This window comes from Orrella marina, assembly GCF_003058465.1.
Taxonomy (GTDB): domain Bacteria; phylum Pseudomonadota; class Gammaproteobacteria; order Burkholderiales; family Burkholderiaceae_B; genus Algicoccus; species Algicoccus marinus.
The window spans coordinates 2,620,802-2,644,305 of record NZ_CP028901.1 but is presented as its reverse complement, the minus strand read 5'-3'; the positions used below and the strand labels follow the sequence as shown (position 1 = coordinate 2,644,305).

Below are 23,504 nucleotides of genomic sequence, written 5' to 3'. Positions count from 1 at the left end.
AATGAAAGAAACGCCTCATTAAAGGTGAAAGCCCTAAGTGATGCGAAGTGTGCTGGACCGCTAGCATGGAATGTCTCTCCGTTCAGTCGTACATCTGGTAATTGACGTCAATGTACGTCGGGTACCGACCGTTGGGTGGCTCAGGGAATGGTGAGCAACGGCGTATGCCGATCTCAACCGCTCTATCAAAACTGTTGTTGCCGGAACTACGGCGCAGGCTGACGCTCATTACATTGCCGTCGTTTCTTAACTGTACCCGATACTGCGCAACTGGGTTGCTTGAACCCGAGCGAGGAGGGGCAGGAAACGAAACATTCGGTCTAATGCACGCTCGGATCTGGCCAGCATAGGCCGCATCCGCTCCACCGCCGTCACGATTTTGGGCTGCAGTGCCTCCCGCAATACCAGTCGCACCCATTACGTCGCTGCGGAAAGCGTCACGCAACGCTTTCTCTTGCGCCGCCTTTTTGCGAGCCGCTTCCTGCCGAGCCTTTTCGGCTTGTTCCTTGGCAAGGCGCTCCTTCTCAAGTTTTGCCTTACGCTCTTTCTCCAGGCGCTCCTGCTCCAGCTTGGCCTGACGCTCTTTCTCGAGACGCTCCTGCTCCAGCTTGGCCTGACGTTCTTTCTCGAGTCGTTCCTGCTCCAGCTTGGCCTGACGCTCTTTCTCCAGGCGCTCCTGCTCCAGCTTGGCCTGACGTTCTTTCTCCAGGCGCTCCTGCTCAAGCTTGGCCTGACGCTCTTTCTCCAGGCGCTCTTGCTCCAGCTTGGCCTGACGTTCTTTCTCGAGTCGCTCCTGCTCTAGCTTGGCGAGACGCTCTTTCTCTAGGCGTTCCTGTTCCAGCTTGGCGAGACGCTCTTTCTCTAGGCGTTCCTGTTCCAGCTTGGCCTGACGCTCCTTCTCTAGGCGCTCCTGCTCCAGCTTGGCCTGACGCTCCTTCTCGAGGCGCTCTTGCTCTAGCTTGGCGAGACGCTCTTTCTCGAGTCGCTCCTGCTCAAGCTTGGCCTGACGCTCTTTCTCGAGTCGATCCTGTTCCAGCTTGGCGAGACGCTCTTTCTCCAGACGCTCCTCTTCTCGCTTACGCTCCTGTTCAAGTGCGATTTCAGCGTCGGAAGGTCCTGATTGTGCTGGCACTGCCGGCTCAGGCACAGGGGGCGGTTCAGGAGGGGGTGTCGGCTCTGGCTCTGGCTCTGGCTCCGGGGGCTCAGGCTCAGGAGCTGGCTCCTGTTGTTCGTCAACAGCGGTGGGCGGCTCTTGTTCAGGCTCAGATTGCTGCTCTGGTTCCTGTTGTTCACTGACTTCTTCAACCGGTGCTTCTTGTGGTTCGTCATCTCCATCCGGAGAGCGGGCGATCTGTTGCGTGTTCCCTTCAGTCCATAGCTCGACCGTGACTGGACCAGGCTTCTCCATTTGCCAGCTCCAACCTAGAATCAGGCCGGCTAACAAGGCTGCATGTAACCCTACTGCGAGTCCGAGCGCCTTCCCTATTGGCTCGTTTGGCCGATTTGACGATGATCTTGAGAAGATTCTTTGCAACTTGCGGGCCATTACTGTACGGGAGCCTGTGTGCTTTCGCTTTGACGCTGTTCGACAAGTAATCCAAGTCTTTCCACGCCGTTTGCCCGGAGACTGTCCATGAGGTTTACCACAGACTCGTATGGTACTTTGCCGTGAGCGGCGATGACGACAGGCTGGTCAGGGGCTCCGGCGTTCAGAATGGTCTGGGCCAGGCTGTCTCTGGCAACTGGCTGGAACTCCGAACCAGCTTCTCTTACACGCCATGCGACCTGACCGTCTTGACCAATCTGGACCTCTATGGGGGTCGCCGGCACAGATGCCGCCCTACCAACGCTTGGAAGATCGATTACCCCGGGGGTGATCATCGGCGCGGTGACCATGAAGATCACGAGCAGGACCAGCATCACGTCGATATAAGGCACGACATTGATCTCATTCTTTAGTCGCCTTGCGCCACGTCTATTGGAGCGAAGAGAACTCATCAGCGCGACTGCCTTTGCAGAATGTTCAGAAATTCTTCAACAAACGTCTCGAAACGTGTCGCCAGTCGATCAACCTCATCTGTGTAGCGGTTGTACGCTACAACTGCCGGAATTGCCGCAAATAGGCCGATTGCGGTTGCAATCAGCGCTTCAGCAATGCCTGGCGCGACCGCAGCGAGGGTTGCCTGTTCGACATTGCTCAAGCCAAGAAACGCATGCATGATGCCCCAGACAGTGCCAAGCAGGCCAATGTAGGGGCTGACGGATCCTGCAGAAGCCAGGAATCCAAGATGTGTTTCCATCTCGTCAAGCTCCCGCTGGAATGCGGCTTTCATCGCTCGTTTCGATCCGTCCAGAGCGCCTGGGGATCGATGCGACTTGAGGTACTCTGTCATCCCGGCGTCAAAAATCCTTGCTAGAGCTCCCTGTTCGCTGCGACGCTTTGCAATGGTCTGGTGCAAGTCTGCAAGGTCACCACCGGACCAGAAGTCGTCTTCGAAATCCTGTGTCTGTACACGTGCGCGCCGCAGTGCCATGCGCTTGGAAAAAATGAATGTCCAGGATACGATCGATATGGCCAGCAGCAGCAGCATGATGAGCTGGACGGGCAAACTGGCATTAAGTATCAGAGACATGATCGACATGTCTGCAGAAGCTACGGGCATCTTTTATCTCTGGCTGGTTGAAGAAATTCGTTTATAAAGATCCGGCGGAATCGCAGCAGGACGCATTGTGTTGATATCCACGCAGCCTACACGAATCTGGCCTCTGGCCAGTACTTTGTCCTGCAGGGTGATCCGCTGGGTAAAGTTCAGCGACGCGCGTCGGATATCGGAGATCACACTCTGTATCGTCAGCAAATCATCCAGCCGGGCTGGAGCCTTGTATTCCATTGACAGACTGGATACAACGAATACGAGACCTTTCTGCTTAGAAAGTTCCTGTTGTGAAACTCCCAGGCTTCGTAACCACTCCGTTCGCGCACGCTCCATGAATTTAAGGTAGTTCGCGTAGAAAACAACCCCCCCTGCATCCGTATCCTCATAGTAGACGCGAACGCTCCAGCCATGGAAGTCATCCCATGGGCTGTCTACCAGGGCTGTGCGATTGGATTTGTCGTGCATTCAGGCTAACTTCGCCAACGTTGTCAGAATTGTCTGAGGCGCACGTTCCACGTCTACCATCACGGCTTCTGTGTTCTGACGCTCAAGTATTTCGATTCGACCTTCTTTCAGGCCCCGGTCACCGATGGTGATGCGTAAAGGTACTCCAATCAGTTCCCATTCAGCAAACATGACGCCCGGGCGCGCATCTCTGTCATCAAGAATGACCTCCACGCCAGCATTCATCAGGTCTTCATACAAGGCTGTCGCCTTCTCTCTGACGATCTCGCTCTTTCCCCAGCCCACTGCGCAGATTACCACTTCGAACGGTGCCATGGCGCGGGGCCAGATGATTCCTCTGTCATCATGGTTCTGCTCGATTGCAGCACCTACGATACGAGTGACGCCAATCCCGTAACATCCCATCTCCATCAGGGCGGGTTTACCGGTTTCGTCAAGAAAGGTCGCCTTCATTGCTTCGGAATACTTGGTTCCCAGGTAAAAGACATGGCCAACTTCAATACCGCGCTGGATGCTGAGCGTGCCTTGACCAGACGGGCTGGGGTCACCTTCGACTACGTTGCGGATGTCGGCAATCAACGTTGGTTCAGGAAGGTCTCGTCCCCAGTTCACGCCGCGCAGGTGATAAGGCGCCTCGTTCGCGCCACAGATAAAGTCATGCATGTTGGCAACTGTCAGATCGGCGATGACCTGAATATTGCTATCGAGGCCAACAGGTCCCAGATATCCGGGTGGGCAGCCAAAATGGCTGCGGATTTCCTGCTCGGTAGCAAACCGGAACGTTTGCTCAAACCCAGGTAATTTACCAACCTTGATCTCGTTCACGTCATGGTCACCGCGGACCAGCAACAGCCAGATAGTGACAATTCTCTGCTCGTCCTCGGTTGCCAGAACAATGGACTTGACGGTTCTTTCCAGGTTTTCTCCCAGCAGCTCCTTGACTTGTTCGCACGTTGCTGCCCCCGGCGTGTGCACTTTCTGCATACTTTCCCGTGGCTCGCCGCGTTGAGGGATCAGGCATGGGGCCTGTGCAAGCTCGATATTGGCCGCGTAGTCGGAGTTGCGGTCGTAGACGATCAGGTCTTCTCCAATGTCTGCAATGACCTGAAACTCATGGCTGGATGAGCCGCCAATTGAACCGGTATCTGCCGCAACCGCCCTGTAAGTCAGACCGAGACGACTGAAGATGCGCTGGTAGGCATCAAACATTTTCTGGTAACTGACCAGCGCGGACTCCTGGTCACGGTCAAACGAGTAGGCGTCCTTCATCGTGAACTCGCGCCCGCGCATGACGCCAAACCTGGGTCTGCGTTCGTCCCTGAACTTGGTCTGGATGTGGTAGAAGTTAACGGGCAAGTGGCGCCAGCTTCTGATTTCGTTGCGTGCAATATCCGTAATGACTTCTTCGGAAGTCGGTTGCAGAATGAAATCCCGACCATGACGGTCCTTGACCCGCAGCAGCTCTGGCCCATATTTTTCCCATCGTCCCGACTCCATCCAGAGCTCGGCTGGCTGAACGACTGGCATGAGTAACTCAAGCGCTCCTGCCGCGTTCATTTCCTGGCGAACGATGTTCTCGACTTTACGGATCACGCGCAAGCCGAGTGGCATGTAGTTGTAAATGCCTCCCGCAAGCTTGCGGATCATGCCCGATCTCATCATGAGTTGGTGACTGGCGATCTCCGCGTCGTTAGGCGCTTCTTTGATCGTGTTGATATGAAAAGCACTGGCTCGCATGGGTTCGGGTTATCTCGCAGGTTGGAGGTTTAAGGAGTACGTATAATCAACCTAATTGTATTGAATTCCGTGGGTGTGGCTATGCTTGACCGTGATGGCTATCGCCCCAATGTCGGTATTATCCTCGTCAACCACAGAAATCAGGTTTTCTGGGCGAAACGTGTTAGGGAGCATGCGTGGCAGTTTCCTCAAGGTGGCATCAAGTACGGAGAGCGACCCGTACAGGCGATGTATCGCGAGTTGCGCGAGGAGGTTGGACTGCGGCCTGAACACGTAAAGATATTGGGACGAACCAAAGACTGGCTCCGTTATGACGTGCCTGATCGTTTTATACGCAGGGATTCCCGAGGCGTATACCGCGGACAGAAGCAGATATGGTTCCTGCTCAGAATGGTAGGTAGAGATTCTGATGTTTGCCTCAGGGCGACGAACCATCCCGAGTTCGATGCCTGGCGCTGGAGCCATTATTGGGTATCGATGGATACGGTGATTGAATTCAAGCGAGATGTATACACTCAAGCGTTGAGTGAATTGTCCTCGCTGATTTTCAAGCCGCCTTGCTCGCTGTCTGCCGGGAGGCGGCATCGAGCAAGGCAGGTGCTCGCCTTACCGGAGCCGCTTAATCAGGCTTGAAGTGTCCCAGCGTCCGCCGCCGATTTTCTGCACATCGGCATAGAACTGGTCTACCAGGGCGGTAATCGGGACGCGCGCCCCATTTTTGCGGGCTTCGTCCATCACCAGGTTGAGATCTTTTCTCATCCAGTCAACGGCGAAGCCGAAGTCGAATTTGTCATCAACCATGGTGTCGCCCCGATTTTCCATCTGCCAGCTCTGGGCGGCACCTTTGTTGATGACATCCAGTACCAGTTTCATGTCCAGTCCGGCTGTCTGGCCGAACGCAATGCCCTCGGATAGGGCTTGAACCAGTCCGGCAATACATATCTGATTGACCATCTTTGCGAGTTGTCCGGAGCCGATGGATCCGACAAGCGTGACTGCACGTGAATAGTGCATGGCGATCGGTCGAATCGCTTCAAACACTGCCGCGTCACCGCCACACATCACGGTTAGCTGGCCATTCACCGCACCAGCCTGACCGCCAGACACAGGTGCGTCAATGAAGCCGACTCCTTGTTCTTTTGCAATCTGCGCAAGCTCACGTGCAACGGTCGCCGACGCGGTTGTATGGTCGACAAACACCGCTCCGCCCTTCATTCCGGCTAATGCACCTTGTGGACCAAGAACGACGCTTCGAAGATCGTCATCGTTACCCACGCAGCAGAATACAATGTCCGCATCTTGAGCCGCTTCCTTGGGCGTGGGCGCACTGGCGCCGCCAAACTCATCGCACCAAGCCTTGGCTTTTGTCGTAGTCCTGTTATAAACAGTAACGTTGTGTCCGGCCGAGGCGAGGTGACCGGCCATGGGCAGTCCCATCACTCCAAGCCCTATGAATGCGACTTTTTTCGATGGAATCTGCTCGTACTGGCGGGGTTGAATGCTGGCATTGCTCATGCGTAGCTCCTTGTTGCGAGTCGGTTGTAGTTGCAACGAGTGTACAAAACAAACACTGACGGTTCCCCTCATTTTGATTTACGATTGCGATCATGTTTGAAGAACTCGACCACCTAGAAAATAGAATCCGCACTGTCGTGGAGCGGACCCAGACACTCGATCAGGCGTGTGAAGAGTTTCGCCGTCAGGTCGAATCATTGAAAGCGGAGAGGGATTCCTTGCTTGCCCAGGTTAACGAGAACGAAGTTGAACTGGTGCGACTCCGAGCGAATGCTGGTCACGCAGAGTCAACAGTTCAGGCTGAGAAGCGTCGAGCACAGGAGCAGGTGTCCCAGTTGCAGGGCACGCTTGATCTGTTCGTCGCCGAGAAAGACGCTATCAAGGCAGATCTCAAGTCTCGGGAGCAAGACGTTGTCCGTCTCAAAGCCGTCACCCGTGAGGCGCAGGCCAGGATTGATGGCGTTCTTGAGCGTCTGCCAGGCGCATTGGTACAGGGGCAGGAATGATGGAGCGTGTGGAAGCAAAGATTCTCGGTAGAGATTATTCGTTACTTTGTCCTCCGGAGGAAAAGGAAGCTTTGCAGGCAGCAGTTACTCATGTCAGTCAGCTTGCGGGAAAGGTGCAGGGCTCTGGCAAGGTTGCCGGCAACGAACGGATTGCAATCATGGTGGCGATTCAGATTGCGGCCGAGTTGCTTACGTTGAAATCCCCCCAGGGGCCGCTTGGTGATTTGTCGGTTGGCGAATTCAAGCGTAAGATTGATGACATAAACGCTTTGCTTGATTCTGCGGTTTGAGAAATCAGGCAAAACAACGGTTTGTCCCTGCGTTGTACGTGACTTGACCATAAATTCTCTGAACCGATATTTATGGCTAACCAGGTGGTCGGGACGATTGGCGGGAATGCGGGTCTCTAGTCAGATGCGCTCGAAACCAGTCGCGAGACTGCCGACTTGAACCGAGGGTTCGAGATGCCGGTCTTTGACGGCAATCGCGGGGCATTTTTTTGTAGTGAGGTCAGACTGATGGTGTGCGTCCTTCGCTCCCGGCTTGCAGATGTGATGGTTTTGGGTCTGGTGGTCTTTGGGGTGTGCAGCGGCTCATCAGTCGCAGCACCGAGCGCTCCGGTTGCAGAGATTTCTGCAACCGTCAGTGCAGAAGTCCAGCAGGACCAGGTCCAGATCGTTTTGTCAGCCCAGGTTCAGGACGATTCCGCTGCTGCTGTTAATCAGCGTCTGACCGAAATGATCGATCAGGCCAAATCTCGTATTGGCAACCCGTCAGGTTTGCGAGTGAGCACTGGAAACGTGCAGACTTATCCCCGATATGACGACAATGGCAAGATCAGTGGCTGGCAAGGCCGGGCTGATCTCGTTTTGCGTTCGAATGATGTGTCGCTTTCTGCGTCCAGTGCAGACAAAGTGGCAGATCTTCTGGCGTTGTCTGGGGTGAGTTTTTCGTTGTCGGACCAGGCTCGCAGGGCGGAGCAGTCCCGTCTGATGGATTCGGTTGCACATGCCTTCAGAGAAAAAGCAACGACAACCGCACGAGTTTTTGGATACTCAAGTTTCTCGATCCAGAGTCTGAACATCTCTGACAGTGGTGAAATGTCGATGCCTAGGCCATTTGTGATGGCTGCTGTTGCGTCAGACCGGGCAGAAAAGGCCGGCCTGACACTGGTTCCTGATGTTCAGACGGTTTCGGTCACGGTTTCAGGTTTGATCGAGTTGCGCTGAAGCGATACAGGATGATGCCAGCCAGAATCATCGGTAGACTCAGCCATTGGCCCATACTGAGGCCACCGGCGAGCAAACCCAGAAATGCATCAGGTTCGCGTGCCCATTCAGCAACGAATCGCGCGACACCGTAGCCGGTTATGAAGACTGCGCTCACTTGACCAGTTGCACGTTTCTTGAGTGAAAATACCCACACAACCGTAAAAAGCAATAGTCCTTCAAGCGCAAATTGATACAGTTGTGATGGATGGCGGGCCAGACCGTCCTGCGCTGCCGGGAAAATCATTCCCCATGGCAGGCTGGTCGTGCGGCCCCACAATTCGCCGTTGATAAAGTTGCCTACTCGTCCTGCGGCAAGCCCAAGCGGAACGAGAGGTGCTAGGAGGTCGCCTAGTTCGAGATACTTGTAACCTCTTCTGCGCGCAAAGATCCAGAGTGCACCGAGAACACCTAGCAGTCCCCGTGAAAAGACATGCCGCCTTCCCAGAGATAGAAAACATGTATGGGGTTCTCAATAAAATAGTCGGGTTTGTAGAACAGAGCGTAGCCGAGTCTACCGCCCAGTATGACGCCAATCATGCAGAGAAACAGCATATCTTCAAAGTCACTCTGTTTGACTCGGGTCAGCCCTTTTTTTACTCTCCATCGCCCGAGAAGCCAGGCACTTGCGAAGCCTATGAGATACATCAGTCCGTACCAGTGAACGGCCAGGGGGCCAATCTGGATTGCGATGGGGTCTATCTGCGGGTGCTGCAACATAGTGTTAAACCGGTTTATGCTGGAGATGTTTCATAATAACCTTGAGTACTTTGCCTCTTTAGTACTTTGCCTTTTTACCGTCGGAAGGACCTATGTCGAAATATGAAAGATCAAGCCACATCACCGAAGGTGTGGCAAGAGCCCCTAACCGTGCCATGTACTACGGCATGGGTTACAAGGAAACTGATTTCGAGAACCCGATGATTGGCGTGGCCAATGGGCACTCCACGATCACTCCCTGTAATAGTGGTCTGCAACCTTTGACTGATGCCGCTGTCACTGCTATTCGCGCTGCGAAGGCCAATCCTCAGGTGTTTGGCGTTCCTACCATTTCTGACGGGATGTCGATGGGGACCGAGGGGATGAAGTACTCCCTGGTTTCCAGAGAAGTGATCGCTGACTGCATCGAAACGGCGGTTCAGGGTCAGTGGATGGACGGTGTTGTTGTAGTCGGTGGGTGTGACAAGAACATGCCGGGTGGAATGATGGCACTGGCAAGAATGAACGTACCGGGCATCTATGTCTACGGCGGCACCATCAAGCCGGGCCAGCACAAAGGCAAAGACCTGAATATTGTGTCTGTGTTCGAAGCGGTGGGCGAGTTCACCATGAGCCGCATGAGCCAGGAGGACTTCAAGTCAATTGAACAAAAGGCAATTCCCGGCTCTGGCTCATGTGGGGGGATGTATACGGCGAACACCATGAGCTCCTCGTTCGAAGCCATGGGTATGAGCCTGCCTTACTCAAGCACGGCAGCTAACGAAGATGGTGAGGCGATTACGAATGCCGAGAAGGCCGCGGCCGTTCTGGTGGAAGCCGTCAAAGCAGGTGATCGCAAGCCACGCGACATCATCACGCGCGAGTCGCTGGAAAATGCAGTCTCGGTGATCATGGCGATCGGAGGGTCCACCAATGCTGTGCTGCATTTCCTTGCAATTGCTCACGCGGCAGAGGTGCCTTGGACCATTGATGACTTTGAGCGGATCCGCAAGCGGGTCCCTGTGTTGTGCGACCTGAAGCCGTCAGGAAAGTATCTGACCGTTGACCTGCATCGCGCAGGAGGTATTCCCCAGGTCATGAAACTGTTGTTGAACGCCGGTTTGTTGCATGGTGACTGCAAGACCATCACCGGCAAGACTATTGCAGAAGTGCTGGCCGACGTGCCTGATCAGCCACCTTCAGGTCAGGACGTGATTCGCTCCATCGACAATGCACTTTACAACCACGGGCACCTTGCGATCCTGAAAGGTAATCTGGCATCTGAAGGCGCGGTTGCCAAAATCACGGGTCTCAAGAATCCGGTCATCACCGGCCCTGCGCGCGTTTTTGATTCAGAAGACCTCGCAATGCAGGCCATCATGGATAAGAAGATCAAGGCAGGTGATGTCGTGGTCATTCGTTATGAAGGACCGAAAGGAGGTCCAGGCATGCGTGAAATGCTGGCACCTACCTCTGCACTGATTGGTCAAGGACTGGGCGAGAGTGTCGGTCTGATCACGGACGGACGGTTCTCAGGAGGCACGTGGGGCATGGTTGTCGGTCACGTTGCTCCAGAGGCCTTTGTCGGGGGCAATATCGGGCTGATCAGGGAAGGCGACTCGATTACGATCGATGCCCATCAGTTGCTCCTTCAGGTCAATATCTCGGATGAGGAGATTGAAGAGCGAAGAAAATCCTGGAGGCAGCCTGTTCCTCGTTACACGAGGGGAGTGCTTGCTAAATTCGGACGTCTCGCCAGCACCGCAAGTAAAGGTGCCGTGACTGATGCATTTGATGAGTGAGCGTAGAGTGAAGAGTGTTGTCCTGGCAGTTGTTGGCATCGTAGGTGTGGTTCTTTCCGTCCCCGTCGCTCTGGCGGAAGCCCTTTCGATGGAGGAAGGGACTGCGCTGGCAAAAAGCAGCGCTTGCCTGGCCTGTCATCAAATTGACAGTCGGCGGGTTGGTCCGAGTTTCAAGCAGATCTCTGAGCGCTATGCAGGGCAATCGGATGCTGTTGAAATCCTCGTCGATTCGGTTCGCAAAGGTGGGCGGGGAAAATGGGGGGCTATACCCATGCCTGCCCAGGCTCAAGTCTCGCCAGAGAACGCCAGGAATTTGGCTGAATGGATTCTGGCAATCGAGCCATAACTCTACCGTTTGAAAAAAGGGCTCAACATGGAAACAGCGGTATTTGGTGGTGGTTGCTTCTGGTGTACCGAAGCGATCTTCTCTGCAATGAAAGGTGTGCACTCCGTACGACCTGGTTATTGTGGCGGCCATGTTGAGGCCCCTTCGTACGACGCAGTTTGTGCAGGGACCACAGGGCATATCGAAGTGGTGGCTGTTGAGTATGACGAAAAGGTTGTTTCATTTGAAACGATGTTGGATGTTTTCTTTGGTACCCATGACCCGACAACCCCTGGACGTCAGGGGCATGATGTCGGGCCCCAATATCAGTCTGCCGTATTTGCACAGAATGATATGCAGCATACGATGACGGAACAGAAAATTCGTGAACTTGACCAACAGGGAGTCTTTCCTGCAAAGATCTGTACATTGATTTTGCCTCCACAGAAGTTTTGGGTTGCTGAGGACTATCACCACGATTTCTTTGAAAGAAATCCCGGGCAGGGCTATTGCCAGGTTGTTGTCTCTCCCAAGGTTATGAAATTCAGGAAAAATTTCTATGATTATCTGAAATGAACAGAGCAGAGCAAGGGCGGTGTGTCAGGAAAAGATGACCATATTCAGGTTCAACCATCTTGTAAATGTGAAACTAGTTTGACAGCCGTGAAAAATATCTTCATAATCTCGCTTCTTCGCTGAACGAACAAACGAACGAACGGCGAAAATGCAGTCAGGTTTGAGGTTGCTCGAAAAAATTTAAAGATTTTTGAAGCGCAACTTGACAGCAAGAAAAAAGAGGTTCATAATCTCGCTTCTTTGCTGAACGAACAAACGAACGGACAGCGGGAAGTGCGAGGCGGCGGTGCTGTAAAAGCGCCGAACGCGGTCAGAAAAAGCAGTAACTTCTGGCAAATCGCAGTAAGTTGCAGGATCTTCCGGAGTGTGTTATAATTCTGGAATCGACAGGAAGTCGAGACGCTCTTTAACAATTGAACAACCGATAAGTGTGGGCAGCTGATATCGCTGACGACCTTTGAAGTGTTGGCTGGTGCTGCGCAAGTGGTGCCGGGCGATGCTGGAGTCATCAAGCAATAGAAGTGTGCTCACATTGAAGCAAGGTAAGGAAGTCTGGAGCTTTAGGGCTTTAGGCACCTTGTCAAGCTTTTGAGTACAAGCGCCGTACGGGCAGAGCGATCTGTCAGTATGGAGTAATACAGAGATTAAACTGAAGAGTTTGATCCTGGCTCAGATTGAACGCTAGCGGGATGCTTTACACATGCAAGTCGAACGGCAGCGCGGACTTCGGTCTGGCGGCGAGTGGCGAACGGGTGAGTAATGTATCGGAACGTACCCAGTAGCGGGGGATAACTACTCGAAAGAGTGGCTAATACCGCATACGCCCTACGGGGGAAAGGGGGGGATCGCAAGACCTCTCACTATTGGAGCGGCCGATATCGGATTAGCTAGTTGGTGGGGTAAAGGCCTACCAAGGCAACGATCCGTAGCTGGTTTGAGAGGACGACCAGCCACACTGGGACTGAGACACGGCCCAGACTCCTACGGGAGGCAGCAGTGGGGAATTTTGGACAATGGGGGCAACCCTGATCCAGCCATCCCGCGTGTGCGACGAAGGCCTTCGGGTTGTAAAGCACTTTTGGCAGGAAAGAAATCGCCCGGGCTAACACTCCGGGTGGATGACGGTACCTGCAGAATAAGCACCGGCTAACTACGTGCCAGCAGCCGCGGTAATACGTAGGGTGCAAGCGTTAATCGGAATTACTGGGCGTAAAGCGTGCGCAGGCGGTTCGGAAAGAAAGATGTGAAATCCCAGGGCTTAACCTTGGAACTGCATTTTTAACTACCGGGCTAGAGTGCGTCAGAGGGGGGTGGAATTCCGCGTGTAGCAGTGAAATGCGTAGATATGCGGAGGAACACCGATGGCGAAGGCAGCCCCCTGGGATGACACTGACGCTCATGCACGAAAGCGTGGGGAGCAAACAGGATTAGATACCCTGGTAGTCCACGCCCTAAACGATGTCAACTAGCTGTTGGGGCCTTCGGGCCTTGGTAGCGCAGCTAACGCGTGAAGTTGACCGCCTGGGGAGTACGGTCGCAAGATTAAAACTCAAAGGAATTGACGGGGACCCGCACAAGCGGTGGATGATGTGGATTAATTCGATGCAACGCGAAAAACCTTACCTACCCTTGACATGTCTGGAATCCCGAAGAGATTTGGGAGTGCTCGCAAGAGAACCGGAACACAGGTGCTGCATGGCTGTCGTCAGCTCGTGTCGTGAGATGTTGGGTTAAGTCCCGCAACGAGCGCAACCCTTGTCATTAGTTGCTACGAAAGGGCACTCTAATGAGACTGCCGGTGACAAACCGGAGGAAGGTGGGGATGACGTCAAGTCCTCATGGCCCTTATGGGTAGGGCTTCACACGTCATACAATGGTCGGGACAGAGGGTTGCCAACCCGCGAGGGGGAGCTAATCCCAGAAACCCGATCGTAGTCCGGATTGCAGTCTGCAACTCGACTGCATGAAGTCGGAATCGCTAGTAATCGCGGATCAGAATGTCGCGGTGAATACGTTCCCGGGTCTTGTACACACCGCCCGTCACACCATGGGAGTGGGTTTCACCAGAAGTAGTTAGCCTAACCGCAAGGAGGGCGATTACCACGGTGGGATTCATGACTGGGGTGAAGTCGTAACAAGGTAGCCGTATCGGAAGGTGCGGCTGGATCACCTCCTTTAAGAGAAAGGCTCTGGTGTTGGACTGGATGTAGGTTCAGTGCAGTGCGCCAGGGGGAGTTGGCAAGTTAGCTGTTCACACTTATCGGTTGTTCGGATGTTCAAAGGGTTAAGAGATGCTGGGTCGGTTGGGTCTGTAGCTCAGTCGGTTAGAGCACCGTCTTGATAAGGCGGGGGTCGTTGGTTCGAATCCAACCAGACCCACCAAGATCGGGTACTGGGGGATTAGCTCAGCTGGGAGAGCACCTGCTTTGCAAGCAGGGGGTCGTCGGTTCGATCCCGTCATCCTCCACCAACACCAGTGTGTAGAGCTGAGGTGTTTTAGGCAAGTGTGCTATAGTGGCGGGCTTGGCTAGAGATTTCATCTCTGCGTACTGTGCAGAGGGCTGTTGTAGTGCGGCAAGTCAGGCGAGAGTCGGGTTTGCGGTGAAGCGGCAGCACTTTGCGTAGTCGAGAGACTTAACACTTTGTTCTTTAACAATCAGGAAGAAGCACAACGAGAAAATAGTATTTGCGTGGTGCATTGTCAAGCGGGCCGGCCTTACAGGAGGCGGGCGAGTTTGAGGGTGTGCGCAGTGACGTGAATACGGGTTGTGATTGCATTAGTAGTAATTTGTTCTTACTCGAGACCGATCGGGTCGTGTGTGTTGCAAGACGCAGATGACAGGATTGGAGCCTTGAAAGGAAGAACGGCACACAAACGCGAAAACTCAGCAAAGCAAGTAAAGCCTATAGCCTGCAAGGTTATAGGATCAAGTGACTAAGTGCATGTGGTGGATGCCTTGGCGATCACAGGCGAAGAAGGACGTGGCAGCCTGCGAAAAGCTGCGGGGAGCTGGCAAACAAGCTTTGATCCGCAGATATCCGAATGGGGAAACCCACCTTCTGTAAGGGAGGTACTCCTGGCTGAATACATAGGCCAGCGAGGGCGAACCGGGTGAACTGAAACATCTAAGTAACCCGAGGAAAAGAAATCAACCGAGATTCCGAAAGTAGTGGCGAACGAAATCGGATCAGCCTGTACGATTTAGCAGTTGTGATAGTTGAATACGCTGGAAAGCGTGGCCATAGCAGGTGATAGCCCTGTAGACGAAATCACGATTGTGGAACTAGGCGTACGACAAGTAGGGCGGGACACGTGAAATCCTGTCTGAAGATGGGGGGACCATCCTCCAAGGCTAAATACTCGTGATCGACCGATAGTGAACCAGTACCGCGAGGGAAAGGCGAAAAGAACCCCGGAAGGGGAGTGAAATAGATCCTGAAACCGCATGCATACAAACAGTAGGAGCCTCCTTGAGGGGTGACTGCGTACCTTTTGTATAATGGGTCAGCGACTTACATTCAGTGGCAAGCTTAACCGAATAGGGCAGGCGTAGCGAAAGCGAGTCCGAACAGGGCGATTCAGTCGCTGGGTGTAGACCCGAAACCAGGTGATCTATCCATGGCCAGGTTGAAGGCACGGTAACACGTGCTGAAGGACCGAACCCACTAATGTTGAAAAATTAGGGGATGAGCTGTGGATAGGGGTGAAAGGCTAAACAAACCTGGAAATAGCTGGTTCTCTCCGAAAACTATTTAGGTAGTGCCTCACGTATTACTGCCGGGGGTAGAGCACTGTTATGGCTAGGGGGTCATGGCGACTTACCAAACCATGGCAAACTCCGAATACCGGCAAGTACAGCGTGGGAGACAGAGCACCGGGTGCTAACGTCCGGACTCAAGAGGGAAACAACCCAGACCGCCAGCTAAGGTCCCCAACTATCGCTCAGTGGGAAACGAAGTGGGAAGGCATAGACAGTCAGGAGGTTGGCTTAGAAGCAGCCATCCTTTAAAGAAAGCGTAATAGCTCACTGATCGAGTCGTCCTGCGCGGAAGATGTAACGGGGCTTAAGCGATAGACCGAAGCTGCGGGTGTGTACTTTGTACACGCGGTAGGAGAGCGTTCTGTAAGCCTGCGAAGGTGGCTTGTAAAGGCTGCTGGAGGTATCAGAAGTGCGAATGCTGACATGAGTAGCGATAAAGGGGGTGAAAAGCCCCCTCGCCGTAAGTCCAAGGTTTCCTGCGCAACGTTCATCGGCGCAGGGTGAGTCGGCCCTAAGGCGAGGCAGAGATGCGTAGCTGATGGGAAACTGGTTAATATTCCAGTACCGTCGTATGGTGCGATGGGGGGACGGATCGCGGAAGGTCATCAGGGTGTTGGAAGTCCCTGTTGCTGCACTGTAGAAGGCGCTTAGGCAAATCCGGGCGCGTGATTCAAGGGTGTGGCACGAGCGACCAAGTGTCGCGAAGTGATTGGAAGTGGTTCCAGGAAAAGCCTCTAAGCTTCAGCCATACGAGACCGTACCGCAAACCGACACAGGTGGACGGGATGAATATTCCAAGGCGCTTGAGAGAACTCAGGAGAAGGAACTCGGCAAATTGATACCGTAACTTCGGGAGAAGGTATGCCCCGGTAGTGTGAAGAGCCTGCGCTCGGAGCATGAAGGGGCCGCAGAGAATCGGTGGCTGCGACTGTTTATTAAAAACACAGCACTCTGCCAAGACGAAAGTCGACGTATAGGGTGTGACGCCTGCCCGGTGCCGGAAGGTTAAGTGATGGGGTGCAAGCTCTTGATCGAAGCCCCGGTAAACGGCGGCCGTAACTATAACGGTCCTAAGGTAGCGAAATTCCTTGTCGGGTAAGTTCCGACCTGCACGAATGGCGTAACGATGGCCACACTGTCTCCTCCTGAGACTCAGCGAAGTTGAAGTGTTTGTGATGATGCAATCTACCCGCGGCTAGACGGAAAGACCCCATGAACCTTTACTGTAGCTTTGCATTGGATTGTGAACCGGCTTGTGTAGGATAGGTGGGAGGCGCAGAAACGTGGTCGCCAGATCGCGTGGAGCCATCCTTGAAATACCACCCTGGTTTGTTTGCGATTCTAACCTTGGCCCGTGATCCGGGTTGGGGACAGTGCATGGTGGGCAGTTTGACTGGGGCGGTCTCCTCCTAAAGTGTAACGGAGGAGTTCGAAGGTACGCTAGGTACGGTCGGAAATCGTGCTGATAGTGCAATGGCATAAGCGTGCTTGACTGTGAGACTGACAAGTCGAACAGGTGCGAAAGCAGGACATAGTGATCCGGTGGTTCTGAATGGAAGGGCCATCGCTCAACGGATAAAAGGTACTCTGGGGATAACAGGCTGATACCGCCCAAGAGTTCATATCGACGGCGGTGTTTGGCACCTCGATGTCGGCTCATCTCATCCTGGGGCTGTAGCCGGTCCCAAGGGTATGGCTGTTCGCCATTTAAAGAGGTACGTGAGCTGGGTTTAAAACGTCGTGAGACAGTTTGGTCCCTATCTGCCGTGGGCGTTGGATACTTGACGGAGCCTGCTCCTAGTACGAGAGGACCGGAGTGGACGTACCTCTGGTGTACCGGTTGTCATGCCAATGGCATTGCCGGGTAGCTAAGTACGGAAGAGATAACCGCTGAAGGCATCTAAGCGGGAAACTCGTCTGAAGATTAGGTATCCCGGGGCCTCGAGCCCCCTGAAGGGTCGTTCAAGACCAGAACGTTGATAGGTCGGGTGTGTACGTGCAGTAATGCACTTAGCTAACCGATACTAATTGCCCGTGCGGCTTGATCCTATAACTTTGCTGGTTATAGCCAAGTGTGCCGAAACAAAATAGTCAATAGTGCGCCTCAAAACGCAACCAACACCATACATCCAACCCCGCTGCCACTTGCGCAGCGACTCGTTGAACACGCTTCTTCCCGATCCGGCGGAACTGGACTCAACCCCAGTACCGCCAACCCCTTCGCCTGACGACCATAGCAAGGTGGCACCACTCCTTCCCATCCCGAACAGGACAGTGAAACGCCTTTGCGCCGATGATAGTGGATGGACATCTGTGAAAGTAGGTCATCGTCAGGCTCCTCATTACAAAAAACCCTCGCCCTCAAAAGCGAGGGTTTTTTACTTGGTGCGCCCTGCATGGGCGCACCCCTGCGGGTGCAAGTCCCGCTGCGAGCTGGTCACAGTGAGCAAAGTGAAGAGCAACTGCGCGAAGTCCCTCAATGGTGTACTGACGTTTGCGTACTTTGACCGGCTGGGTCTACCCCGACTCTCATGACCCCAACTTCTCGAACCGCCCGGTGCGGACCCGCATGCCGGGTGGTGTGGCAGGGATGTAGCCTATGGGCTACCCCCCTTTGCCGATTCAGAACCAGAATCGTCGCGTCGGGAGCGGGACTCTGTTCTCTGGCCTATGAGTGTGTGTACTTTCCTCTCACCCTCTATTCATGGTTGAAATGACGCTCTGCTGGTAGTGTGTTTCGTGTGTCCACTTCCACACAGCTAACCGGGGACGGATAAACTCCGGCCATGGCTGCGTTCCTGGTAAGTAAATTCACTATCGGTGATGCTCATCCGACTAATATCGCTGCACCCGTACAGTTTTATCGCTCGGGCGATCATCTTTTGGTGATTGTCTGTCCATGATGGTTTGAGTTTTTCTCAGACCATGTATAAAGTTCAGGTAGAACTTTTTCGCTTTTATGGAGATTACAGATGCCAGATCTGAAGGACGATCCTGTTACACCCACCGCGTCCCTTCGCATAGTTACACTGGTTGCATATGCGCTTTTTGGTCTGGGTTTCATCACATCAGGGCTTTTTGCATTTGCACCAATCGCTGCTGTGATGATGATCTATATAAAACGACCTGACGCAGCCGGAACTTATTACGCTGCTCACTTTGACTGGCTGATCGCGACGTTCTTATGGGGTTTGCTGTGGATGGCCGTAAGCTATCTGTTAGTGTTTATCGTGATCGGTTGGGCAGGCATACTGGCTACTATTCTTTGGGTGCTGTACAGGCTGATACGAGGGGTTCTTGCACTACTGGATAACAAGACTCCCCAGGAAGGCTGAGAGACTGATTGGGCTCGAAGCCGGATTTGACTTGGCGGCTGTGATAAAAAAAGGACCCGTAGGTCCTTTTTTTATCAGGAGAGGTGACCACTCACGATTTTGGTCAACTCGAACATCGAAACCTGATCCTTACCGAACAGAGGCTTGAGTTTGTCGTCTGCGTTGATATTGCGACGGTTGCTGGGATCCTGCAGGTCATGCTTTTTGATGTATTCCCAGATCTTTTTCGTCACTTCGGTGCGAGGAACGGCTTCAGGTCCAATGACGGCTGCGAGCGTTGGGCTTGGGGTAAGCGGTTTCATGAATGCAGCGTTGGGCTTGCGGGCCGTTTTGGTGGCTGTGGCCATTAGGACTCTCCTTTATGCCTATTTCAAAAAAATGTATGGATGCAACAAAGTCTGCGATTACACAGATTGAGACAAGCCTGAAATCAGTTGCTGACTTTACCAAACTTATCCGATGAGTAAACTATTACACTGGGCATGTTTACACCTAGGACCGCCATGCTAGCACGTACTCCCCTAGAAGCAATTAGCCAGTTTCATGACGAGATGGTAACAATTCGGCGTGACTTGCATACTCACCCCGAATTGGGATTTCAGGAGTTTCGTACAGCAGGACTGGTCGCAGGGTCTCTCGAAGCGCTGGGGCTGGAAGTATACAGAGGTATTGGCAAGACGGGTGTGGTTGGGGTGCTTCGAGGGTTGAGAAGCGATAGCGAGAGGATGATTGGATTGCGTGCTGATATGGACGCCTTGCCGATGCAGGAGATTGGCTCAGGCGAGCACCGGTCGCGTAACCCCGGCGTAATGCATGGATGTGGGCACGACGGGCACACCACCATTCTTCTTGCGGCTGCTAGATACCTTGTCGCGTCACCACAATTCAATGGCTCGGTCGCGTTTATCTTTCAGCCGGCGGAAGAAGGGCTTGGCGGTGCGCAAGCAATGATTGATGATGGTCTTTTTGAGCGATTTCCTTGTGATGCTGTGTACGCCCTGCACAACTGGCCGGGATTGGCCCCTAGTTATATCGGGCTCAACTCTGGGCCCATGATGGCGGCAGCAGACCGTTTCGAGATTCAGGTCAAGGGTAAGGGAGGGCACGGAGCGCATCCATACCAGGCAATTGACCCCATCCTTGTCTGTGCCCAGATCATCACGGCACTTCAAAGTATCGTGTCGCGCAATGTCAATCCGATGGATTCAGCTGTGGTTTCAGTTGGTTCGGTTCAAGCTGGGCAATTCGGCGCGATGAGTGTCATCCCGGAAATGGCAACGATCGTGGGTACCGTCCGGACATTCAGGCCCTCGGTGCAACACATGATTGAAGATCGTATGCGTTCTCTTGTCACGAGCATTGCCCAGGGCTTTGGGGCCTCCGCGCAGCTACGGTACGAGAAGTTGTTTCCGGCCACAATCAATACGCCCCATGAGGCAGACATAGTGGCCCGTGCCGCTAAGCGGGTGGTCGGTGATGAGAGGGTCGTTCGAGATCTCGTGCCATCCATGGGCTCTGAAGACTTTTCTTTCATGTTGCAGCATAAGCCTGGTGCTTATTTCAGGCTCGGACAAGGCGGTGAGCCAGGCTCGTGCCAGTTACACAATCCAAGTTATGATTTCAATGACGCAGTTATTCCAACTGGTGCTGCGGTCTTCGTTGAGATCGTGCGGCAGTCGCTGCCGTTATAGGGTGGGGAACTTAGGGAATTCCGTAACTGTCTTCGGTTATTGCCTGTGACCGCGTCATTCAATATGCTCAGAACGGAGCAAGCACAACGACTTTCAGCTTTAGGCTGGCAGGTTTTTGCAACTTCAATCACTGGCGTTTGGACTTCGGCTCGCAATGTAGTTCGTGCCTCTGCGTCCGAATAGGCGTCCATAAGAGAATTTACCGTGAATCCAACCTCGCAGACTCCTTCTACTCTGACTATCCGTCGTCCAGATGACTGGCATCTGCACCTGCGTGATGGTGATGCGCTACGGGCTGTTGTTGCGGATACGGCCAGGCAGTTTTCAAGGGCAATCATCATGCCCAATTTGCGTCCTCCAGTCACTACCGTTGAGCAGGCAGTTGCCTATCGGAATCAGATTCTGAAAGCCCTGCAGCAGCGTGATGAAGAGTTGTCGTACAAGTTTGAGCCATTGATGACGCTTTATTTGACAGACAACACCTCGGTCGATGATGTGCAGGCCGCTGCATCGTGTGAACACGTCTATGCATTCAAACTGTATCCCGCTGGTGCCACGACAAATTCTGATAGTGGCGTCACAGATCTGCTTGGGAAATGCCGCGCGGTTCTTGATGCAATGCAAAGGCTTCGCATTCCGTTGCTTGTACACGGAGAGGTGACCGACCCGAATGTTGATGTGTTCGACAGGGAGGCTGTGTTCGTCGATCGTGTCATGATTCCCTTGCGTAAAGACTTCCCCGAACTCAAAGTTGTGTTTGAGCACATCACTACCCGTGACGGTGCACATTATGTAAGGGATGCACAAGGCCCGATTGCGGCAACCATCACGCCGCAGCACCTGATGTATAACCGGAATGCAATATTCCAGGGTGGACTACGGCCTCACTGGTACTGCCTTCCGATTCTGAAGCGCGAGCTTCACAGGCAGGCCCTCCTGGAGGTTGCCACTGGCGACAGTCCGAGATTTTTTCTGGGGACAGATAGCGCACCACACGCCCGAGGTTTGAAGGAGCAGGATTGTGGGTGCGCGGGTTGTTACAACGCATTGCATGCGATGGCGCTTTATGCACAGGCATTTGAGTCTGTCGGCCGGCTAGACCGGCTCGAGGCATTTGCTTCGCTCAGAGGTCCAGCTTTTTATGATCTGCCGGTCAATGACGGTTCGATTACCTTGATCAGGCAATCGTATGTGGTGCCAGAAGAGTTGCCTTACATCGACGGGGACACGCTGGTTCCACTCGCTGCAGGCCAGGCGCTCACCTGGCGTCTGCAGCCCTAGCAGCTATTTACCCTTCAGTTTGTCTGGATTCCAGCAATTCCCATCGCTGATAATGCAAATCAAGCTCAGCCTGGAGGTCGTCAATCCTTGTTTGCAGGGTCTGTAGCGCTGAAGGATCGGATTGATAAAGCTCGGGCGAGCCTAGCTGCGCGACCAGTGACTCATGGTCGGACTCCAGGGCTTGAATCTTTTCCGGGATGGTTTCAAGCTCGCGCAACTCCCAAGGTGCCAGTCGAGTGGGCTTCCTGGCGGAAGATTTGCCAGAAGGGGCGTCCCGTGGATCTGAAGCCATAGTTTTGTCTGGCTTGTCTGCCCTGCCTGGCTTCTCGGCCACTGCCGCCGGCCTTTGTGCCAGCCAGTCAGAATATCCTCCCACGTAGGCACGCCAGTTCGCATTACCTTCGTAAGCAATTGTCTGCGTGACCACGTTATCCAGAAACACCCGATCATGGCTGACCAGTAGAACCGTTGCTGTGTACTCTTGCAGCAGGGACTCAAGTAGCTCCAGCGTTTCAATATCGAGGTCGTTGGTGGGTTCATCAAGCACGAGTACGTTGGCTGGCCTTGCAAACAGCCGTGCCAGTAATAGTCTGGCCCGTTCACCGCCGGACAGTGTGCTGACGGGAGACTGGATTCTTGCTGGTTCAAAGAGAAAGTCGCCGAGGTAACTGACCACGTGTTTGCGCTGATCTCCAATCTCCACCCACTCACTGCCCGGGCTGATGGCGTCAGCCAGCGTTGCGGTTTCATCAAGTTGGGCGCGCATCTGGTCAAAGTACGCAACCTTCAGGTTGCTGCCGAGTTTGACCGTTCCGCTGTCGGGTTCCATTTCGCCAAGCAGGAGGCGCAGCAGCGTTGATTTGCCCGCACCGTTCGGTCCAATCAGACCAATTTTGTCGCCCCGCATGACCGTGATGGTCAAGTCTGTGATGATGTTCTTGTTGCCGAACGCCTTGCTGACGTGTTCGAGTTCTGCAACCAGTTTGCCTGAGCGCACCCCTTGATCGATCGCCAGATTGACCTTGCCAAGCTGATCGCGTCGTTGTGCCCTTTCGCGCCTGAGTTGTTCCAGTCGTCGCACCCGGCCTTCGTTACGAGTACGTCGCGCTTCAATGCCTTTTCGTATCCAGACTTCCTCCTGAGCGAGAAGCTTGTCAAATCTTGCATTCTCAAGTGCCTCTGCATGCAGCCACTGAGCCTTTCGTTCTTGCCACTGGGTGAAGTTTCCAGGGAAACTGAGCAACTTGCCGCGATCGAGTTCAACGATGCGTGTCACGACACGGTCGAGAAACGCCCGGTCGTGTGTGATCAGGACGACGCTTCCACGCCAGCCCAGCAGGATGGATTCCAGCCATTCAATTCCGTCAAGGTCAAGGTGGTTGGTTGGCTCATCGAGCAATAACAGGGTGGGCTCCTGTATCAGGGCGCCTGCAAGAGCAATACGCTTGCGCATTCCTCCAGACAGGCTACTGACAGGGGTGTTCAGGTCGATCCCCAGCCTGTCGGCCCACTGCGCTGCTGCGGTATCCAGCTCCCACGCTTCTCGCACGACGCCTCGCTCTGCGCAATGGACTAGCGCGTCTTTAACGCAGTCTCCCGGCAGTTCAGGCTCCTGCTCGACAGTTGCAACACGTAACCCGTCAATTGACTGAACCAGTCCGTCATCGGGCTGTTGCCTGCTGTCCAGTAGTTTTAGCAACGAAGATTTGCCAGCTCCGTTGCGACCAATGAGGCCAATACGCTCACCCTCCAGAATGCTCATACTGGCATGGTCCAGCAGCGGGTAGTGGCCAAAGGCCAGGTCGACGTCCTGCAAGTTGATCAGTGCGGTCATACAGACTGGTGTGATAGAGAGAAGAAAATAAACGAGATATCAGAAACAGTGT

General features: G+C 53.8%; 18 protein-coding genes, 2 tRNA genes, 3 rRNA genes, 1 other RNA gene and 1 pseudogene. 16 read left to right on the top strand and 9 right to left on the bottom strand.

Annotation, left to right across the window (positions count from 1 at the left end):
- Positions 1-82: 82 nt before the first annotated feature.
- The 5 genes from tolA to DBV39_RS11940 all read right to left on the bottom strand — a co-directional run bounded on the left by tolA (position 83) and on the right by DBV39_RS11940 (position 4,859).
- Positions 83-1,408 carry a cell envelope integrity protein TolA gene (gene tolA, locus DBV39_RS11960; protein WP_108621715.1) on the bottom strand — a complete coding sequence of 442 codons (1,326 nt, stop codon included), beginning with the start codon at positions 1,406-1,408 and terminating at the stop codon, positions 83-85.
- Between the two features lie 137 nt (positions 1,409-1,545).
- On the bottom strand, positions 1,546-1,998 hold the full coding sequence (locus tag DBV39_RS11955) for an ExbD/TolR family protein (RefSeq protein WP_108621714.1): 453 nt from the start codon (positions 1,996-1,998) through the stop codon (positions 1,546-1,548).
- Complete coding sequence (tolQ, locus tag DBV39_RS11950; protein WP_108621713.1) at positions 1,998-2,663, bottom strand: protein TolQ; 666 nt, start codon at positions 2,661-2,663, stop codon at positions 1,998-2,000. Before tolQ ends, DBV39_RS11955 begins: the two co-directional genes overlap by 1 nt.
- 3 nt (positions 2,664-2,666) lie before the next feature.
- Positions 2,667-3,122, bottom strand: a complete 456-nt coding sequence (ybgC, locus tag DBV39_RS11945) for a tol-pal system-associated acyl-CoA thioesterase (RefSeq protein ID WP_108621712.1) — start codon at positions 3,120-3,122, stop codon at positions 2,667-2,669.
- Positions 3,123-4,859, bottom strand: coding sequence for a proline--tRNA ligase (locus DBV39_RS11940; RefSeq protein ID WP_108621711.1), 1,737 nt, complete (start codon positions 4,857-4,859; stop codon positions 3,123-3,125). It lies immediately after the preceding gene.
- An 81-nt stretch (positions 4,860-4,940) separates the two neighbouring features.
- On the opposite strand from DBV39_RS11940, the gene DBV39_RS11935 reads away from it, so the two are divergent.
- Positions 4,941-5,492, top strand: a complete 552-nt coding sequence (locus tag DBV39_RS11935) for an RNA pyrophosphohydrolase (protein WP_108621710.1) — start codon at positions 4,941-4,943, stop codon at positions 5,490-5,492.
- On the opposite strand, the gene DBV39_RS11930 is transcribed toward DBV39_RS11935, so the two are convergent.
- On the bottom strand, positions 5,466-6,374 hold the full coding sequence (locus DBV39_RS11930) for an NAD(P)-dependent oxidoreductase (RefSeq protein ID WP_108621709.1): 909 nt from the start codon (positions 6,372-6,374) through the stop codon (positions 5,466-5,468). The genes DBV39_RS11935 and DBV39_RS11930 overlap by 27 nt on opposite strands.
- A gap of 92 nt (positions 6,375-6,466) precedes the next feature.
- Between DBV39_RS11930 and DBV39_RS11925 the strand changes: the two genes are divergently transcribed.
- From DBV39_RS11925 to DBV39_RS11910, 4 genes are all read left to right on the top strand, one after another.
- Positions 6,467-6,880 carry a hypothetical protein gene (locus DBV39_RS11925; protein ID WP_108621708.1) on the top strand — a complete coding sequence of 138 codons (414 nt, stop codon included), beginning with the start codon at positions 6,467-6,469 and terminating at the stop codon, positions 6,878-6,880.
- On the top strand, positions 6,880-7,170 hold the full coding sequence (locus tag DBV39_RS11920) for a cell division protein ZapA (protein ID WP_108621707.1): 291 nt from the start codon (positions 6,880-6,882) through the stop codon (positions 7,168-7,170). The genes DBV39_RS11925 and DBV39_RS11920 overlap by 1 nt, the downstream gene beginning before the upstream one ends.
- A 21-nt stretch (positions 7,171-7,191) precedes the next feature.
- A non-coding RNA gene (gene ssrS, locus DBV39_RS11915) (6S RNA) lies at positions 7,192-7,377 on the top strand.
- A gap of 21 nt (positions 7,378-7,398) precedes the next feature.
- Positions 7,399-8,109 (top strand): SIMPL domain-containing protein, encoded by a 711-nt coding sequence (locus DBV39_RS11910; protein WP_108623250.1) that lies wholly within the window; start codon positions 7,399-7,401, stop codon positions 8,107-8,109.
- Here DBV39_RS11910 and lgt read toward each other — a convergent pair.
- Positions 8,078-8,868, bottom strand: a pseudogene (gene lgt / locus DBV39_RS11905) (prolipoprotein diacylglyceryl transferase). The gene DBV39_RS11910 and the pseudogene lgt overlap by 32 nt on opposite strands.
- A 92-nt stretch (positions 8,869-8,960) precedes the next feature.
- On the opposite strand from lgt, the gene ilvD reads away from it, so the two are divergent.
- From ilvD to DBV39_RS11860, 9 genes are all read left to right on the top strand, one after another.
- Complete coding sequence (gene ilvD / locus DBV39_RS11900; RefSeq protein WP_108621706.1) at positions 8,961-10,649, top strand: dihydroxy-acid dehydratase; 1,689 nt, start codon at positions 8,961-8,963, stop codon at positions 10,647-10,649.
- A complete protein-coding gene (locus DBV39_RS11895; protein WP_108621705.1) occupies positions 10,633-10,995 on the top strand; it encodes a c-type cytochrome in 363 nt (120 codons plus the stop codon). Before ilvD ends, DBV39_RS11895 begins: the two co-directional genes overlap by 17 nt.
- Positions 10,996-11,022: 27 nt before the next feature.
- Complete coding sequence (msrA, locus tag DBV39_RS11890) at positions 11,023-11,550, top strand: peptide-methionine (S)-S-oxide reductase MsrA (protein ID WP_108621704.1); 528 nt, start codon at positions 11,023-11,025, stop codon at positions 11,548-11,550.
- A 646-nt stretch (positions 11,551-12,196) separates the two neighbouring features.
- A 16S ribosomal RNA gene (locus DBV39_RS11885) occupies positions 12,197-13,727 on the top strand.
- A gap of 128 nt (positions 13,728-13,855) precedes the next feature.
- Positions 13,856-13,932 (top strand) — tRNA-Ile (locus tag DBV39_RS11880).
- A 12-nt stretch (positions 13,933-13,944) separates the two neighbouring features.
- Positions 13,945-14,020: transfer RNA gene (locus tag DBV39_RS11875), tRNA-Ala, on the top strand.
- Between the two features lie 455 nt (positions 14,021-14,475).
- Positions 14,476-17,360: ribosomal RNA gene (locus tag DBV39_RS11870) — 23S ribosomal RNA — on the top strand.
- Positions 17,361-17,534: 174 nt separating this feature from the next.
- A 5S ribosomal RNA gene (gene rrf, locus DBV39_RS11865) occupies positions 17,535-17,647 on the top strand.
- The 16S, 23S and 5S rRNA genes sit together here with 2 tRNA genes alongside, the layout of an rRNA operon.
- A 636-nt stretch (positions 17,648-18,283) precedes the next feature.
- Complete coding sequence (locus DBV39_RS11860; RefSeq protein WP_108621703.1) at positions 18,284-18,646, top strand: DUF4870 family protein; 363 nt, start codon at positions 18,284-18,286, stop codon at positions 18,644-18,646.
- Positions 18,647-18,720: 74 nt separating this feature from the next.
- Here the strand turns inward: DBV39_RS11860 and DBV39_RS11855 are convergent, their stop codons facing one another.
- Positions 18,721-18,993 (bottom strand): SWIB/MDM2 domain-containing protein, encoded by a 273-nt coding sequence (locus tag DBV39_RS11855; RefSeq protein ID WP_108621702.1) that lies wholly within the window; start codon positions 18,991-18,993, stop codon positions 18,721-18,723.
- Between the two features lie 156 nt (positions 18,994-19,149).
- Here DBV39_RS11855 and DBV39_RS11850 point away from each other — a divergent pair, with 156 nt between their 5' ends.
- Positions 19,150-20,337, top strand: a complete 1,188-nt coding sequence (locus tag DBV39_RS11850) for a M20 aminoacylase family protein (protein ID WP_108621701.1) — start codon at positions 19,150-19,152, stop codon at positions 20,335-20,337.
- A 204-nt stretch (positions 20,338-20,541) separates the two neighbouring features.
- Positions 20,542-21,618: a dihydroorotase gene (gene pyrC / locus DBV39_RS11845; RefSeq protein WP_108621700.1), complete on the top strand. Its 1,077-nt coding sequence runs from the start codon at positions 20,542-20,544 to the stop codon at positions 21,616-21,618.
- 7 nt (positions 21,619-21,625) lie between these two features.
- On the opposite strand, the gene DBV39_RS11840 is transcribed toward pyrC, so the two are convergent.
- Entirely contained in the window at positions 21,626-23,452 is a 1,827-nt protein-coding gene (locus DBV39_RS11840) for an ATP-binding cassette domain-containing protein (RefSeq protein WP_108621699.1), read from the bottom strand.
- Positions 23,453-23,504 lie beyond the last annotated feature (52 nt).

Coding starts and splice junctions, on each gene's coding strand:
- DBV39_RS11860 (WP_108621703.1), top strand. CDS start 18,284: ATGCCAGATCTGAAGGACGATCCTGTTACACCCACCGCGTCCCTTCGC.
- DBV39_RS11920 (WP_108621707.1), top strand. CDS start 6,880: ATGGAGCGTGTGGAAGCAAAGATTCTCGGTAGAGATTATTCGTTACTT.
- DBV39_RS11955 (WP_108621714.1), bottom strand. CDS start 1,998: ATGAGTTCTCTTCGCTCCAATAGACGTGGCGCAAGGCGACTAAAGAAT.
- DBV39_RS11855 (WP_108621702.1), bottom strand. CDS start 18,993: ATGGCCACAGCCACCAAAACGGCCCGCAAGCCCAACGCTGCATTCATG.
- msrA (WP_108621704.1), top strand. CDS start 11,023: ATGGAAACAGCGGTATTTGGTGGTGGTTGCTTCTGGTGTACCGAAGCG.
- DBV39_RS11840 (WP_108621699.1), bottom strand. CDS start 23,452: ATGACCGCACTGATCAACTTGCAGGACGTCGACCTGGCCTTTGGCCAC.
- DBV39_RS11925 (WP_108621708.1), top strand. CDS start 6,467: ATGTTTGAAGAACTCGACCACCTAGAAAATAGAATCCGCACTGTCGTG.
- tolQ (WP_108621713.1), bottom strand. CDS start 2,663: ATGCCCGTAGCTTCTGCAGACATGTCGATCATGTCTCTGATACTTAAT.
- DBV39_RS11930 (WP_108621709.1), bottom strand. CDS start 6,374: ATGAGCAATGCCAGCATTCAACCCCGCCAGTACGAGCAGATTCCATCG.
- ilvD (WP_108621706.1), top strand. CDS start 8,961: ATGTCGAAATATGAAAGATCAAGCCACATCACCGAAGGTGTGGCAAGA.
- DBV39_RS11940 (WP_108621711.1), bottom strand. CDS start 4,859: ATGCGAGCCAGTGCTTTTCATATCAACACGATCAAAGAAGCGCCTAAC.
- DBV39_RS11910 (WP_108623250.1), top strand. CDS start 7,399: ATGGTGTGCGTCCTTCGCTCCCGGCTTGCAGATGTGATGGTTTTGGGT.
- DBV39_RS11935 (WP_108621710.1), top strand. CDS start 4,941: ATGCTTGACCGTGATGGCTATCGCCCCAATGTCGGTATTATCCTCGTC.
- DBV39_RS11850 (WP_108621701.1), top strand. CDS start 19,150: ATGCTAGCACGTACTCCCCTAGAAGCAATTAGCCAGTTTCATGACGAG.
- ybgC (WP_108621712.1), bottom strand. CDS start 3,122: ATGCACGACAAATCCAATCGCACAGCCCTGGTAGACAGCCCATGGGAT.
- DBV39_RS11895 (WP_108621705.1), top strand. CDS start 10,633: ATGCATTTGATGAGTGAGCGTAGAGTGAAGAGTGTTGTCCTGGCAGTT.
- tolA (WP_108621715.1), bottom strand. CDS start 1,408: ATGGAGAAGCCTGGTCCAGTCACGGTCGAGCTATGGACTGAAGGGAAC.